We start from the raw sequence: 15,545 nt of genomic DNA, 5'->3' as shown, positions 1-15,545 counted from the left end.
TGCCACCTAATATATATTCTATATCTAGCATTAATTTCCCCATCTCATGCAGTTTTTTTATGTGATTTCTACATTAGAAGGGGATTATCTATATAAAAGAGAATTTAACAGTAAAATAATTGCAAAGGAGATGTTTAAGTGAAATCCTTAGAAAATGTAGAATTTAAAGCAGAAATTTCAAAAGAAAAGCTAGTACAGTGGAGAAGACATCTGCACAAATATCCAGAGCTTTCTTTTCAAGAGGAAAAAACCTCTCAATTTGTATTTGATACATTGCGGTCATTCGGAAATCTGGAGCTATCACGCCCGACCGCATATAGCGTGATGGCTAGATTAGTCGGTGGAAAACCCGGTAAAACGCTGGCAATCCGTGCCGATATGGATGCCCTTCCAATTGTTGAAGAAAACAGCTTTGAGTTTGCCTCAACAGTCCCTGGAGTCATGCATGCCTGCGGCCACGACGGGCATACAGCCATTTTACTCGGAGCGGCTGAAATATTGGCAAAGCATAAAAGTGAAATCAGTGGAGAAATCCGTTTCTTGTTCCAGCATGCCGAGGAACAATTTCCTGGTGGAGGAGAGGAAATGGTGCAGGCGGGCGTAATGGAAGGGGTTGATTACGTAATCGGTTTGCACCTCATGTCCGGTTTAGAAGTTGGCAAAATCGGTATCGTTTACGGAGCAATGATGGCAGCACCTGATACGTTTCATATCACAATCCGAGGCAAAGGCGGACATGCCGCGCATCCGGAAGAAACTGTAGACAGCATCGCAATCGGAGCACAAATAATATCAAATTTGCAGCATATTGTTTCGAGGGCAACTGATGCATTTGCGCAAAGAGTTTTATCTGTTACCCAATTTCACTCAGGAACCGCTGATAATATCATTCCTGATACTGCTGAAATTGTCGGTACGGTGCGTTGCTTTGATGAAAAATTGCGAAACGATGCTGAGGTGCGAATTGAACAAATCGTAAAAGGTATTTGCGAGGCAAATGGAGCAAGCTATTCTTATCACTACCGATATGGGTACAGACCAGTTATCAATCATGATGCAGTCACAAAAGTACTAGAACAAACGGCTATCGAGTTATATGGAAATGCATCTGTTGCGTATATCAAACCATCTATGGGTGGGGAAGACTTTTCTGCATTTTTACAAAAAGCGGATGGCTGCTTCTTTAAAATTGGTTCAGGAGCAGAAGAAAGTGAAAGTACGTATCCACATCATCATCCAAGGTTTACAATCGATGAAGATTCTCTTGTTATTGGCGTTAACATGTTCCTGCATGCAGCATGTAATCTTTTGGGTAAGGAAGAGAGGGGTAACGACCTTCAAATATAAAAAAAACCATCATTTTTTGTTCGATAGATTGAATTTAAAAGAGGTGATGTGTTAAATATACAGAATATTTAAACTGTTACACAGGAATGTGAGGAGGAAGATTTTATTGAATCAACAAACCAAACGTTTAACAGCTTTACTGCTTACTTTAGGTATTGCACTTCCTGGATGTGCAACCCAAAAAGACAAAGCAACAACAGTCGAGGGCTCGATTAAGCCACATGCAAAACAAGTGCTGCATTTAGTGGAAACATCTGAACTTTCATCAATGGATTCCTCTCTAGTGGAAGATTCTACAACTCTCAGTGTGTTAAACAATGTTATGGAGGGGCTATATAGACAAGGAAAAGATAGCCAGCCAATATCAGGAATTGCAAAATCTTATACAGTGAGTAAAGATAAAAAGACTTATCTATTTAAACTGCGTGATGCAAAATGGTCTAATGGCGATCCGGTGACGGCTCATGATTTTGAGTTTGCTTGGAAACGCACATTGGATCCGGCCACAGCTTCTGGATATGCCTACATTATGTATGATGTTAAAAACGCAAAGAAGATAAATGAAAAGCAACTCTCTGTAGATCAATTGGGAGTAAAGGCTATTGATAATCATACGTTAGAAGTACAACTCGATAATCCAGTGCCATATTTTCTAAGTTTGACCACACTTGCCCCGTTCATGCCGCAAAATGAAAAGGTTATACAAGAAGAGGGCAAGAAATACGGACTGGAAGCGAATTCCGTTGTTTATGACGGCCCGTTTAAAATGAGTGAATGGAAACATGAACAAAGCTTTAAACTTAAGAAAAACCCTGAATATTGGGATAAAGATACAGTAAAGTTGGATGAAATTGATTTTAATATTGCGAAGGATAATTCAACAGCTGTCAATCTATATGAGACGGGAGCAATAGACAGGGTAAGTTTAACAGCCGAATTTGTGGACAAGTATAAAGACGATAAAGATTTTAAAACAGCACAAGAAGGAAGGCTTATTTATTTAAAGCTAAATAACCAAAATCCTATTTTAAAAAACGTGAATGCGCGTAAAGCAATTGATATGGGCTACAACAAAAAAGGGATTACAGACGTACTATTAAATAACGGGTCAACACCAGCTTACGACTTTGTCGCTAGAAATTTGGCATATGGTCCAGATGGGAAAGATTTCCATGATACAACAGGGGATTTTAATAAAACGAATATTACGAAAGCAAAGGAATATTGGGAAAGAGCTAAGCAGGAGCTTGGAAAACAAAGCGCTACTTTAGATCTTCTGATTGCAGAAGATGATAATAATAAGAAAATTTCTCAATATTTGAAGTATGAACTTGAAAAAAATCTACCTGGCTTAACTGTGAACATTAAGATGCAACCTGCACAGAATAAATTTGCGCTGGAAGATAAGCTTGAGTACGATATCTCTCTAGCAGGATGGGGAGCGGATTATCCAGATCCGATGACATTCTTAGATAAATGGGTATCGAACAATAATATAGGATACTCGAATCCGAAGTATGATGAATTGATCACAGAAGCTAAAACAACTCTCCTACAAGACCCGCCAACACGCTGGAAGACTTTAGCAGAGGCTGAAAAGCTATTGCTAGAAAAGGACGCAGCCATTTCACCTATCTATCAAAATGGTGTGGCATATTTGGAAAAATCATTTGTGAAAAATGTTTACAATCACCCATATGGAGTGAAAAATTCCTATAAATGGGCGTACATAAAAAAATAAGAGGTACAAAGGTACTTCTTTTTGGAGAATATTGGATTAAGTTAGATGAAAAAGATAGTGTGTAGAAAAGTCCAAAAATTTGTTTTTCAGACTGATTGCAAGCGCTTGTCTTTCGAGGCGCGAAGTTACCTTAGACGGAAATGAGCACCGCTCAATAGGTGAAGCAATGAAGAAAGAGAGCGCTTGGCAGGAAGTCTGAAGGGGTGTCTAAATAGACAGCCCTTTTTTTATATATAAAATTCAGAGCAATTAATGAAAAATTTTCGACTAGAATTTTTTAGAATGAAATATATTTAGATACTAGTAAACTCGTTATATAAATATGTGAATCTTAATTTACTTTCTTTAAAAATGGAGGGATTTAGCAATATTTGACATAGTATTGCATATTTAAACAAGAATAGATATAATAATTAAAAATCTAAATATATTAAATTTTCAATATATTTTATCTAATCAGAAATTTAACTACATAAAAAAATAATTGGGGGTATTTAAATGAAAAAGGTTAAAAAACTATCGTTTGCATTTGCAGTGACGACAGCTTTAATTTTATCCGGTTGTGGTAAGGATGCAAAAACAAGCGGAACAGAGGATAAACCATTAAGAGTTGTTACTGATGCTGCCTATGCACCATTTGAATATCTTGATAACGGTAAAATAGTAGGATTCGATGTTGATTTTACGAATGCAGTTGCAAAAGAAGCTGGGCTGAAAATCAAAATTGTAAATACGGGATGGGACCCATTATTTGCTGAAATTGGCGGCAAGACTGCTGATATCGGTATGTCTTCAATTTCAATTAATGCGGAGCGTGAGAAAACATATGATTTTACGACACCTTATTTTCTTTCAATTAACAAAATTCTAGTTCCTGAAGGGAGTAGTATTAAATCAGCCGCAGATTTGAAGGGCAAAGTAGTAGCAGTTCAAAATGGTACAACAGGACAAGAAGCAGTTGAAAAAATGTATGGTAAAAACAATGAAAATCTAAAAAAATTCGAAAATAACAATTTAGCAATTTTAGAGCTTCTAAATGGTGGGGCTGATGCAGTAGTTGCGGACAATGGTGTTCTTGAAGCGTACGCAAAAAATAATCCAGATAAAAAGCTAGTTGTTATTGATGATAAAAATAGCTTTGAACCAGAATATTACGGTTTATTACTTCAAGATGGAAGTAAATTAAAAGGTAAACTTGATAAAGCAATTAAAGAAGTAGTAAACAATGGTACTTATGAAAAAATTTACAAAGATCATTTTGGATCAGAGCCAGATCTTGAAACATTAAAAGCAGAAGAAAATAAATAGGAATTTAAAAATTGCGTAACAGGCACTTGTGTTACGCAATTTTATCTAAATGGGGGAAAAGAAATGGGATTTGATTTTGCAATTGTAAAAGAATACATACCGTTTTTCCTTAAAGGAACTGGATTAACAATTGGCTTATCTTTAGCAGGAATATTCTTAGGTACAATAATCGGCTTATTTATTGGATTAGGTAAAATGCAATCAAATAAATGGTTAGCACTACCTTTTGTTTGGTATATCAATTTCTTTAGAGGTACACCGTTATTTGTACAAATATTATTAATACACTTTGGGGTCGTTCCGCAATTTATAGGAGAGACAAACGCAATAGCGGCCGCAATCATTGCACTATCATTAAATGCCGCAGCATATATAGCTGAAATCTTTCGTGCTGGAATTCAATCAATCGATAAGGGGCAAATGGAGGCTTCTCGCTCCCTTGGTATGACGCATGTACAAGCTATGAAACATGTTATTTTACCTCAAGCTGTAAAAAGAATGATTCCTCCACTTGGAAATGAATTTATTGTCTTAATTAAGGAATCTTCCATTGCAGCTATTATTGCAGCACCAGAACTTATGTATTGGGGTAGAGCAATGCAAGGGCAATATTATAAAGTGTGGGAGCCATATATATCTGCTGCAGTAATTTATTTAGTCCTCACATTAACTTTAAGCTTTGTACTAAATCGCATTGAAAGAAGGTTGACTACGGGATGATTAAAGTAGAAAAACTAAAAAAATCATTTGGTTCACTAGAAGTATTAAAAGATATCAACATTACAATTCAACCACGAGAAGTATGCGTTGTGATCGGTCCTTCTGGTTCTGGTAAATCAACCTTTCTTCGATGTTTAAATATGTTAGAATCTATAACAGCAGGTAAAGTTTATATTGAAGACGTCGATCTTACCGATAAAAAAACAAATATAAATAAAATTCGTACCGAAGTAGGTATGGTATTCCAACATTTTAATCTATTTCCACATTTAACAGTTTTAGAAAATATTACTCTAGCACCAAAAAAAGTAAGAAATCGACCGAATGATTTTGCTAAAACGAAAGCACTTGAACTATTAAATAAAGTCGGACTTTCTGATAAAGCGAATGTATATCCTGATTCACTATCTGGTGGACAAAAGCAACGTGTTGCGATCGCAAGAGCACTTGCAATGGAACCAAAAATTATGTTGTTCGACGAACCTACTTCCGCCCTAGATCCTGAAATGGTCGGAGAAGTTTTAGAAGTTATGAAACAACTAGCTAAAGAAGGAATGACAATGGTTATTGTTACACACGAAATGGGCTTTGCTCGTGAAGTGGGTGATCGCGTAATTTTCATGGACCAAGGCTACATAGTAGAAGAAAACAGTCCAGTGCAAATATTTGATTTTCCGAAACAAGAGCGTACGAAAAGTTTCTTAAGTAAAGTATTATAAGAAGTTTATAGAAAGATAGTAGGAAGAAAGAGTCCTACTATCTTTTTATTTGTCATGTTAGAAGTGTTTTCTTTTCATTCTTTTCAAAATATTATGCTAAAATTTATTTAGGACAAAAAAAGGAGTGTAGGACAATGGAAATTCAAAGAGTTTTAGTAACTAGCCGAATTCATCATAGGCTTAAAGATATTATTGAATCACATAATCTATCAAAAGAATTTCGTTTTTTACCTGAAGATGAAGTAACAAAAGAGGATTATGAATGGGCTGATACATATGTTGGTTTTCGTCCAACACCAAATTTTGAATTTGGAAACATAAAATGGGTCCATTCATTGGCAGCTGGTGTAGATAGTTTCATGAAAATTAAATGGAAGAGTGACGTACTTTTAACGCGAACGATTGATGTGTTTGGACCAAAAATGAGTCAATATTGTTTAAGTTACATTCTCCAAGATTCACAATTACATGAACAATTTTCAAATTTACAGTCTGAAAATAAGTGGGAGTTTCATATCCCTAAATCTCTAGAAGATCAAAAAGTAGTCATTTATGGTACAGGTGAAATTGGAGGTTATATCGGAAAAGTTTTATCAAGCTTAGGGATGAAAGTATATGGCGTTTCTATGAGTGGTAGTCAAAAACCATATTTTGAAAAAATAGTTCCGTTCCAAGAAGAATCTAAAATTTTAGATCATGCAGATTGGATTATTAGTGTTCTTCCGTCAACGAATGAAACTAAAAATATATTAAATATGAATACATTTAAACAGTTAAATAATGTAGGTTTCATAAATGTTGGTAGAGGAGCAACTGTGTGTGAGGACTCTTTAAAGGAAGCTTTGAATAATGGTAATATACGAAAAGCTATTTTAGATGTTTTTGCTGTTGAACCACTTCCATCCGATTCTGAATTATGGCAAATGCCTAATGTAAAAATAACACCACATATTTCGGCTGTTACTTTACCAAATGATGGAGTAAGATGTTTTGTCGATACACTCTCAACATTAGAAAAAAACGAGAAACTAAGGAATATAGTGAAGATTGAAAAGGGATATTAATTTTATGATTTATTATGGCATTGCCGTGAAAGTTTTGCCAGGAGACGAATGATCATTAAATTTTTCATTTTTATCACAAACATGTTAGGATATACAAGTAACAATTTGATAAAAAAGGAGCATACAAAAAATGGCAATTATTGACGTTTCAATCGTACCAATCGGCACCGAAACACCTAGTGTAAGTGCATATGTAGCAAATATACATAAAGTTTTAGAAAAGTATAATGGTGAAGTAAAATACCAACTAACACCTATGAATACAATTATTGAAGGCGAATTACCTTTATTATTAAAAGTTGTACAGGAAATGCATGAGGTACCATTTGAAAATGGAATTTCAAGAGTTGCAACGACTATTCGAATTGATGATCGTCGAGACAAGAAAAGTACAATGGAAGGTAAGTTAGCTTCTGTTCAAGCAAAACTGGAACAAAACTAATTTTTTCTTTATAAAGTGACTAGATAAGTTTAAGTACTTTTAGTCACTTTTTTTATGAATAAGAAAATAATCGCGTGATTATTTTGAATATTTTAATTGAAATTCCATTATTTAGTTGATAAACTAAACTAAACAGTCAGTTTAAATATATTTAATGAGTAAAGGAATGTGTTCACGTGCCAAAAGTCTCAGATGATTACAAAGAACGCAAAAGAGAGAGCCTTCTTGAAAGTGCTTTAAAATGTTTTGGAGAAAAAGGATATCATTCGACAACAATGGATGATATTGTTGCCTATTCTAAAACGAGTAAAGGGCTAATTTATAATTATTTTAAAAGTAAAGAAGAGTTATATTTAACTTTAATGCAAGAAAGAACAGTTCAAACTTTTGAAAAAATTAATCAACGATTTCAAAATATTAGTTCATCAAAAGATAAGTTAAAAGAGTTATTTCAAATGTATAGTGAAATTTCTTTAACAGAAAAATGGCGAAATATGATTAGAGTGCATATGGAGTTTTGGATTAATTCAGCTAGGCATGAAAATCTACAAGCCATTATGATTGAAAGGTACAAAGATCAATACCGTTTATTTTTAAGTGAAATTATTAAACAAGGTATAAAATCTGGTGAATTTAAGAATACAATTGACCCTGATATTATTTCTAGTTTGTTTTGGGCAAATATCGATGGCATTTGTTTACATTATTCAGTTGTAGAGGAAGACGAAATTTACAAGGCACAATTTAAAGCCGCAGAAGAAATGATTATGTCTTATATAGTCATAAAAAAATAAATTCTAGGTAGTGAAGGTGAATACTTTCCTACCTAAAGTTTAAATTCAGAAAATTTTTTATGTTAAAAATAAAGCAAACAACATACACTATTCATACAATAAAATAAACTTAATAGTCAGTTTTGTACTGAAAGGAGGAATAACAATGAATTCTGTCCAAATTAGAATTATTTGTTTATCAATGTATTAATAGGCGTGTTGATTTTAGTTTTGTTGAATGAAGGGATAAAATGGGAAAGAAAGTCTATTTTTTATATACAAAGGCGTTCTCGGATATAGGTAGTATGATGGAATTGGTAGTAATGAATGCAGTTATCTACTCGATGACTAAAAGTACATCATGGCTAGCTGCAGTTTTGGCACTTCGTGTTTGTGGAGGGATTTTAACAAGTTTATTTTCTGGTGTAATTGCGGATCGATATAATCGAAGAAAGCTAATGATATTCAGCGATATTACTAGAGGAATGAGTATTTTACTATTATGCATTTTCCCTTCACCTTTCATGTTTGCGATTGTAGCATTTATCATTGGAGCATTAGGAAGCTTTTTTTCAGTAAGCTTTAGTGCGGATTTGCCACAAATATTTGGTGAAGAAAATATTTTAAAAATAAATGCTTTTATTTCGCGCCTTGCTGCAATTAGTATGGTTATTGGATTTTTAGGATCAGCATTCTTATCAACTGTTGTAGATTATCGTGTAATCATTGGAATAGATGCCCTTTCTTATTTTTTATCCGCATTTGTTCTAATCTTTTATAAATGGGAAAATACGATTAAAAAAAATGTTAACAATCAATGGAAACAATTTTTTTATGATTTGAAAGAAGTAAAAACTTATGTGCTAATAAAACCTCTACTAGTATTTGTATTCATTGTATTTCTATTTCAAACATTCTCAGCTAGCTCTCATAATGTTGGAGTACCAATATTAGCCGAAAAAATTAGTTCTGAACATGCAACATTTTATCAAGGACTAATTTGGGGAGCTTGGGGTATTGGGGGAATCCTTTCGACTTGGTTAATTCCAAAAGTCTCTTGGTTAAAGCAACAGTATCTATTTATGTATTATGGAACATCAGTATTAACTTCAATAGGCTTCATTTTATTTTTATCGAATAAAATATTATGGGTAGTATTCTTATTTGCATTTTTTACAGGCTTTTTTGATAATGCAGCAGGTACTTATTTTTCAACAATGATTCAAAAAACCGAAAATTCCATAAGAGGTCGAATCTTCGGGGTCGCAAATTTGTTAAATAGGGTTGGTTTTACGATTGGCTTTGTAGCTGTTTCACCATTATTATCAGTCTTATCAATGCCACATCTTGTTTGGTTGTTCCATGGTAGCCTAATTATAATGATCTTATGTGTAACTAGTTACTTACTATTTAAGAAAAAAATTGCCTTTAACGATGATCAAATTCAGCAAACTGAAAATGAACTAATAGTTTCTAAATAATATTGCTAAAAGGACGTGTATTTATGGAAACGAATTTGAAAAAAAGTATAGAGCTGGAAAAAATAAATTATTTTAGATGTAGCGAAGTAGATATTGATTTAGCTTATCAAGCATTTTCAATTGGTTTTTCAGATTATATCGTTAAATTCAATTATACTAAGGAGCAATTTGTAAATTTGTTTTTTGGTCCAGAAGGTAATAAACCTGAGCACTCATTCGTAGCAATTCATGAAAATGAAGCGGTTGGTGTAATTCTAGGCGGTATTAAAGTCTATGAAAATATTAAAACAATGCGATGTGGAACGTTGGCTATTAGTCCAGATTATAGAGGTGTAGGTGTTAGCCAAAAATTATTTGAACTACACAAAGAAGAAGCCAAGAAAAACGGATGTAAACAACTATTCCTTGAAGTAATTGTTGGAAATGATCGAGCAATTAATTTTTATAAGAAACTTGGATATGAAAAGATTTATGATCTTTCCTATTTTTCGAAAACAGATTTAATTAGTTTACAACAAATGCAATTCGAATCTAGTACAGAAATAAATAAAGTTGAATTAAATATTTTCAAAGAAACAATTACGAAATGGGACTATCATATAAACTGGCAAAATGACATTGATTATTTAGAAAAACTAACTAATTTTAGTTACTATATAGCTAGAGATAACAATGAAAAAGTTGGCGCATTAGCAGTTAATGAAAATGGTAGAATAAGCCTCCTAATAATTGATAAAGTTTACCGTCATAAAAAAATAGCAACTAACTTATTACAAACTGCGGCCATTGATCTAAATTTAAAATCCTTCTCAACATCAATACCAAATAACAATAGCCTAGAAAGTTTCTTTCAGAAACTAGAATTTAAGAAAGAAAAAATAGCTCAATTTGAAATGTACAAAATGATCTAGTGATATGAGAAAGGAAAGAGTGGCAATTTTGTACTTTTGCCTAGATACATGGCCTTGCTCCTAAATGACCAAATCTCCGTACATTAGATAGTATGGAGGTGATTTATAATGTATGATTATCGTCAACAAATTGAGCAACCATATTATCCATATTCCGGAGTACCGCAACAAGAGGACGAAAGATTTTTCCCGTTCTTCTTTCCGTTTTTATTTGGTGCAGCGGCATTTGGCCCATGGGGCTGGGGAAGACCGTGGGGGTGGGGCCGTCCATGGGGCTGGGGAAGACCGTGGGGTTATTATCGACCATGGGGCTGGCATGGCGGATGTTGTGGAAGACCTTGGTAAATTAAAAAAATATTGAATTAGGTGTCTCATAAGTTATCATACTTTTGAGACACTTTTTTTTATGTTTTGAAAAATTCTGATCGATGAAAATAAAAAATATCCCACAAGGAAAATAAGTACCTTGTGGGAAGTTTTATTTTAGAATTAATTTTATTAAAAATGGAATAAGAATAGAGGCCAATATTGCACTAAGCGTCATTGCAATTGAACTAATTGCTTGTTCAATTTTACCATATTCTGCTGCTTTCGCTGTACCTACTCCATGTGATGAGATTCCATACGAAGCTCCAATCGCAACAGGGTGGTCTATGTTAAGCTTTGATAGAATAGCAGGACCAAACATTGATCCTGAAATACCGGCAATCATTACATATACAACAGTTAAAGACGGAATACCACCTATCATTGAAGTAATCCCCATTGCTAAAGGGGTTGTAACTGATTTTGCTGCCAAAGAAAGCAGAATGATTTTTTTTAATCCTAGCCATAATGATAAGTACACGCCTGAAAGTAGACCGACAACTGTTCCAGCAATTACACTAACTAATATCGAAATACAATGTTTCTTTAATGTTGCCCGATGTTCGTATAATGGATAGGCAAAGGAAACTACAGCGGGACCTAAAAGTAAATTAATCCATTTTCCTCCAAGCATATACGATTCGTATGAAATATGAAGATTTACAAGAATTAAGATAATAACTGTAGTAGAGGTTACAATCGGAATCATTAACGGGTAAGTGAATTTAGCGTACATTTTTTTTGCTAGAATATAACACAAAATGGTTAAGAGGATAAATAGCAAACACTTAATGTCCTTCATTCGTATCCCTCCCAATTAATAAATCGTTTGTTTGTTTTTTGGGGGCTCTTGAAGTAAGATACGAACTAATACTTGCTGTAATAGTAAATACAACAGCTGTACTAATTAAAACAATTATAATAGAAATTAAACCGTGAAAATTTAATATTGAAGAATAATTCATTATTCCTACAGTTGCTGGAATGAATAACAGCGTTAAGTGCTTACTTAAAAAATTACTCCCATTTCGAATCCATTTTTCCTTAAAAAAAGGTATAAATAGTAAACAAAATAATAACAACATACCGATAATACTTCCCGGAATAATAAGATGTAATTGTTGCTGAATTAAATTTCCAATAAAAAATAATAAGTAAAGAAAGCTTATTTGAACAATCAATTGTACAAATTTCATTTTCAACATCCTTTGATTCTTACTAACTAGTAAACTATTAATCTAAATATTGTACAATAAATTATGACGAAAATGTGAACTTTTTTCGTTATTTTAAAAATGCATCTTTTTATAAAAAAGTTTATAATAGATTAATAATATAAATAGAGGAAGTAATATAATATGAAATCATTTGTAGCGTTCGATTTTGAAACGGCAAATTATAATCGACATAGCATTTGTGCTGCCGGTTTTGTATTTGTTGAAGAAGGAGTAATTGTTGACCAAGTTTACTCCTTAATTAATCCTGAAGAAGAATTTTATTCGATGAATATTTCTGTGCACGGAATTAAACCAAGAGATGTACAAGATGCACCTCTTTTCCCAGAATTTTATAAAACAATTAAAGATAAAATTGAGGGGAAAACATTAGTAGCACATAATCTACCTTTTGATGGTTATGCATTAAAAGATAATTTATCAAGATATGGTGTACCTTCAGCTTTAAATAATTTACTATGTTCGCTGCAGCTTGCTAAGAAGGTATTGCCAAAACAATCCCGATATACATTAGATACTTTATCAAATCAATTCGGTATTGTATTAGATCATCACCACCATGCATTAGCCGATGCTGAGGCTTGCGCGAAAATATTTCTTCATTTAACGAAGGAATATGAAATCTCATCATTTGAAGAGTTATATGAGAAAACTTCAATTTACCATGGGCAAATTCATCAGTTTGATTATCGTTCATCTTTAGTAAAACCGAAACCTAAACGTAAATTGGAGAAAAAAGTATGAAACTAATATCTTGGAATGTAAATGGAATAAGAGCATGTGTACAAAAAGGATTTTTAGATTATTTTAATGAACAAAAAGCGGATCTATTTTGTATACAAGAAACGAAATGCCAAGAGGATCAAATAACGTTGGAATTAGACGGTTATTATCAATTTTGGCATTCTGCAGTCAGAAAGGGTTATTCAGGTACTGCAATTTTTACTAAACATAAACCATTAAATGTAAGTTATGGATTTAACGGTAAAGAAGAAGATCTAGAAGGAAGGGTATTAACCTTAGAATTCGAGAAATTTTATATGGTAAATGTTTATACGCCTAATTCTCAGCGGGATTTAGCTAGATTACCAATAAGATTAAAATGGGAAAATGATTTTAAACGTTACTTAAATAAGCTCGATGAACAAAAACCTGTCATCCTATGCGGTGATTTAAATGTTGCACATAATGAAATCGATTTGGCAAACCCAAAATCAAATCGTACTAATTCGGGCTTTACTGAAGAAGAACGAGGTAAAATGACAGCATTATTAGAAAGTGGCTTTATTGATAGCTTTCGATTTTTAAATCCAACTAAAGAAGGGTCATATAGTTGGTGGTCTTATATGGCAAAAGTCCGTGAACGGAATATTGGATGGCGTATTGATTATTTTATTATTTCAAATAGACTACAAAATGAGCTAATAAATTCAGAAATTCACTCCCATATTATGGGAAGTGACCATTGTCCTGTTGTCTTAACGATGAAAGATTCGATCATTTAATTTAAGAAGAAAGCCCTAAGGTGTTAGAGCTTTCTTTTTTTATATAGGCATTTAGTAAGTCAACACAGAGAATTTTGCGTAAACTAACGGTAGGACAAAGTAGATAAAATTATTAGTTAGACTACCCAATAGTAGAAAAGGGATGTGGATTCCTATGAGTAAAAAATGGCTAGAGTGGGCGCAGAGAATCCAAGCAATTTCTCAAGCAGGATTGACCTTTACGAAAGATGTTTTTGATAAAGAAAGGTATGAAGAACTAAGACATATAAGTGCTGACATTTTAAATCATTATTCAGAATTACAAATTGAAGAAATCGAGGGATTGTTTCGCAATGAACAGGGGTATCCTACACCAAAGCTAGATGTTAGAGGTGTCGTTTTTAAAAATGGAAAAATATTATTAGTAAAAGAAAAGCTAGAAAATAAATGGGCTTTACCTGGTGGCTTTTGTGACGTTGGACTATCAGCATCAGAAAATGTAGTAAAAGAAATTTTTGAAGAATCTGGCTATAAAGTTAAAGTAAAGAAACTACTTGCAGTTTTAGACATGACAAAGCACGAACATCCACCTCATTCATATCACTACTACAAATTATTTATACAATGCGAAATTGTTGGAGGTAATCCCTCAACTGGAACAGAAACAAGTGATATTGGTTTCTTTGATAAAGACCATTTACCAGACCTTTCCCTCAATCGAAATACTGATTCTCAAATTGAATTAATGTTTGAGTATTATCAAAATCCTATAAAAGAAACTTGTTTTGATTAAATAGTAAATATAAAGATGTTAAATAAATTATAGTAGAGTTGCTGTCGCAGCTCGTTTTTGTTTTAAGGCGTACAAAACTTTAAAATGGCTTTAAAGAATGAAAATATACCTATTTAGAATTATGATTAAAATAGAAGGATCATAGTAAATCAACTTTAAAGGAGAAATGATTTGAAAACAAATTCGATGAACGATATTAATTTCGAAAATGAGTTAAAAAAAGAACGCATTTCAACTTGCCTGATTTATCAAAATGGAGAAATTAAATATAGCTTTTATAAAAATTCAAAAAGCGAAACGAAATTATTTAAAATTAATTCCGTAACTAAAAGTGTTTTATCAATGTTAATAGGAATTGCAATTGATAAAGGTTTTATAGATAGTGTTGAGGTACCAATTTCTAAATATTTTCCAAATATCGAAACGAAAAAAAGAGAAATTACGATCGAACATTTGCTCACAATGACACCTGGATATGATTGGCAAGAGTGGGGAGAATGGGGTGGGCGTCCATTCCCAATGATTAATAGTAAAGACTGGATTCGATATGTACTAGAGAAAGATATGGTTAATAATCCAGGTGAAAAAATGATTTATGACTCTGGAGCATCCCAAGTACTAAGTGCGATTATACAAAAGGTAACGAATGAAAAACTATCTACTTTCGCAAATCGAATGTTATTTGATCCGTTAGGAATAAAAGAGTATATTTGGCACGAAGATTCTAAAGGAATTAATATTGGTGGTTTTGGCTTAAGTTTAACGACAGATGATCTTCTAAAACTTGGGATTTTAATGTTGCAAAAAGGAAAATGGAATAATAGACAGATTATTTCAAGTGAGTGGATTGAAAAATCAACAAAAGCCAAGTACCATACATATCCTCATGTTGGTTCATATGCATATCACTGGTGGGTGCTTGAAAATAATGAGTTAAAGGATCTTGATTCAACGATTTATTTTGCAATGGGTTATGGAGGCCAATTTATTATTATTTCACCAAAAAATCAATTAGTAGCTGTTTTTACAAGTGCAAAATATATTAATACTTTTATCCCATTAAAAATCATTGAAAAATACTTTCCTATAATTTTAACAAATGAATAGAGCGTAAAAGATTACGGGTAGGATACATAGTCACTCTTTCAATCCATTTCTTCT

Annotated in this window: 17 protein-coding genes; 15 read left to right on the top strand and 2 right to left on the bottom strand. The window is 32.9% G+C overall.

The window, feature by feature from the left end; genetic code table 11:
- Positions 1 to 138: 138 nt before the first annotated feature.
- The 11 genes from B6K90_RS00270 to B6K90_RS00220 all read left to right on the top strand — a co-directional run bounded on the left by B6K90_RS00270 (position 139) and on the right by B6K90_RS00220 (position 10,851).
- Positions 139 to 1,347 (top strand): amidohydrolase, encoded by a 1,209-nt coding sequence (locus tag B6K90_RS00270; protein WP_088010557.1) that lies wholly within the window; start codon positions 139 to 141, stop codon positions 1,345 to 1,347.
- Positions 1,348 to 1,453: 106 nt separating this feature from the next.
- Positions 1,454 to 3,088, top strand: a complete 1,635-nt coding sequence (locus B6K90_RS00265; protein ID WP_088010556.1) for a peptide ABC transporter substrate-binding protein — start codon at positions 1,454 to 1,456, stop codon at positions 3,086 to 3,088.
- Positions 3,089 to 3,586: 498 nt separating this feature from the next.
- Positions 3,587 to 4,396, top strand: a complete 810-nt coding sequence (locus tag B6K90_RS00260) for a basic amino acid ABC transporter substrate-binding protein (RefSeq protein WP_088010555.1) — start codon at positions 3,587 to 3,589, stop codon at positions 4,394 to 4,396.
- Between the two features lie 63 nt (positions 4,397 to 4,459).
- The gene (locus B6K90_RS00255) at positions 4,460 to 5,116 is read left to right on the top strand and encodes an amino acid ABC transporter permease (protein WP_088010554.1); all 657 of its coding nucleotides are present in this window, start codon (positions 4,460 to 4,462) and stop codon (positions 5,114 to 5,116) included.
- Positions 5,113 to 5,835, top strand: coding sequence for an amino acid ABC transporter ATP-binding protein (locus B6K90_RS00250; protein WP_088010553.1), 723 nt, complete (start codon positions 5,113 to 5,115; stop codon positions 5,833 to 5,835). The genes B6K90_RS00255 and B6K90_RS00250 overlap by 4 nt, the downstream gene beginning before the upstream one ends.
- A 134-nt stretch (positions 5,836 to 5,969) precedes the next feature.
- Positions 5,970 to 6,899: a D-2-hydroxyacid dehydrogenase gene (locus B6K90_RS00245; RefSeq protein ID WP_088010552.1), complete on the top strand. Its 930-nt coding sequence runs from the start codon at positions 5,970 to 5,972 to the stop codon at positions 6,897 to 6,899.
- A 130-nt stretch (positions 6,900 to 7,029) separates the two neighbouring features.
- Positions 7,030 to 7,341 carry an MTH1187 family thiamine-binding protein gene (locus B6K90_RS00240; protein WP_088010551.1) on the top strand — a complete coding sequence of 104 codons (312 nt, stop codon included), beginning with the start codon at positions 7,030 to 7,032 and terminating at the stop codon, positions 7,339 to 7,341.
- Positions 7,342 to 7,517: 176 nt separating this feature from the next.
- Entirely contained in the window at positions 7,518 to 8,135 is a 618-nt protein-coding gene (locus B6K90_RS00235) for a TetR/AcrR family transcriptional regulator (protein ID WP_088010550.1), read from the top strand.
- A gap of 230 nt (positions 8,136 to 8,365) precedes the next feature.
- Positions 8,366 to 9,595, top strand: a complete 1,230-nt coding sequence (locus tag B6K90_RS00230) for an MFS transporter (protein WP_088010549.1) — start codon at positions 8,366 to 8,368, stop codon at positions 9,593 to 9,595.
- 23 nt (positions 9,596 to 9,618) lie between these two features.
- Entirely contained in the window at positions 9,619 to 10,506 is an 888-nt protein-coding gene (locus tag B6K90_RS00225; protein WP_088010548.1) for a GNAT family N-acetyltransferase, read from the top strand.
- Between the two features lie 108 nt (positions 10,507 to 10,614).
- Positions 10,615 to 10,851 (top strand): hypothetical protein, encoded by a 237-nt coding sequence (locus B6K90_RS00220; protein WP_088010547.1) that lies wholly within the window; start codon positions 10,615 to 10,617, stop codon positions 10,849 to 10,851.
- 133 nt (positions 10,852 to 10,984) lie between these two features.
- On the opposite strand, the gene B6K90_RS00215 is transcribed toward B6K90_RS00220, so the two are convergent.
- Together B6K90_RS00215 and B6K90_RS00210 are read right to left on the bottom strand one after the other, a co-directional pair.
- On the bottom strand, positions 10,985 to 11,674 hold the full coding sequence (locus tag B6K90_RS00215) for an LrgB family protein (RefSeq protein WP_235821676.1): 690 nt from the start codon (positions 11,672 to 11,674) through the stop codon (positions 10,985 to 10,987).
- The gene (locus B6K90_RS00210) at positions 11,661 to 12,068 is read right to left on the bottom strand and encodes a CidA/LrgA family protein (RefSeq protein WP_167555229.1); all 408 of its coding nucleotides are present in this window, start codon (positions 12,066 to 12,068) and stop codon (positions 11,661 to 11,663) included. The genes B6K90_RS00215 and B6K90_RS00210 overlap by 14 nt, the downstream gene beginning before the upstream one ends.
- 162 nt (positions 12,069 to 12,230) lie before the next feature.
- Between B6K90_RS00210 and B6K90_RS00205 the strand changes: the two genes are divergently transcribed.
- From B6K90_RS00205 to B6K90_RS00190, 4 genes are all read left to right on the top strand, one after another.
- Entirely contained in the window at positions 12,231 to 12,851 is a 621-nt protein-coding gene (locus tag B6K90_RS00205; protein ID WP_088010545.1) for a 3'-5' exonuclease, read from the top strand.
- The gene (locus B6K90_RS00200; RefSeq protein ID WP_088010544.1) at positions 12,848 to 13,612 is read left to right on the top strand and encodes an exodeoxyribonuclease III; all 765 of its coding nucleotides are present in this window, start codon (positions 12,848 to 12,850) and stop codon (positions 13,610 to 13,612) included. Before B6K90_RS00205 ends, B6K90_RS00200 begins: the two co-directional genes overlap by 4 nt.
- A gap of 154 nt (positions 13,613 to 13,766) precedes the next feature.
- Positions 13,767 to 14,384 carry an NUDIX hydrolase gene (locus tag B6K90_RS00195; protein ID WP_088010543.1) on the top strand — a complete coding sequence of 206 codons (618 nt, stop codon included), beginning with the start codon at positions 13,767 to 13,769 and terminating at the stop codon, positions 14,382 to 14,384.
- Between the two features lie 171 nt (positions 14,385 to 14,555).
- Positions 14,556 to 15,491 carry a serine hydrolase domain-containing protein gene (locus tag B6K90_RS00190; RefSeq protein WP_088010542.1) on the top strand — a complete coding sequence of 312 codons (936 nt, stop codon included), beginning with the start codon at positions 14,556 to 14,558 and terminating at the stop codon, positions 15,489 to 15,491.
- The last annotated feature ends 54 nt before the right edge of the window (positions 15,492 to 15,545 follow it).

The organism is Gottfriedia acidiceleris (assembly GCF_002128425.1).
In the GTDB taxonomy this organism is placed as follows: domain Bacteria; phylum Bacillota; class Bacilli; order Bacillales; family Bacillaceae_G; genus Gottfriedia; species Gottfriedia acidiceleris.
The sequence above is the reverse complement of the archived record's forward strand: the minus strand, read 5'-3'. Positions and strand labels throughout refer to the sequence as shown.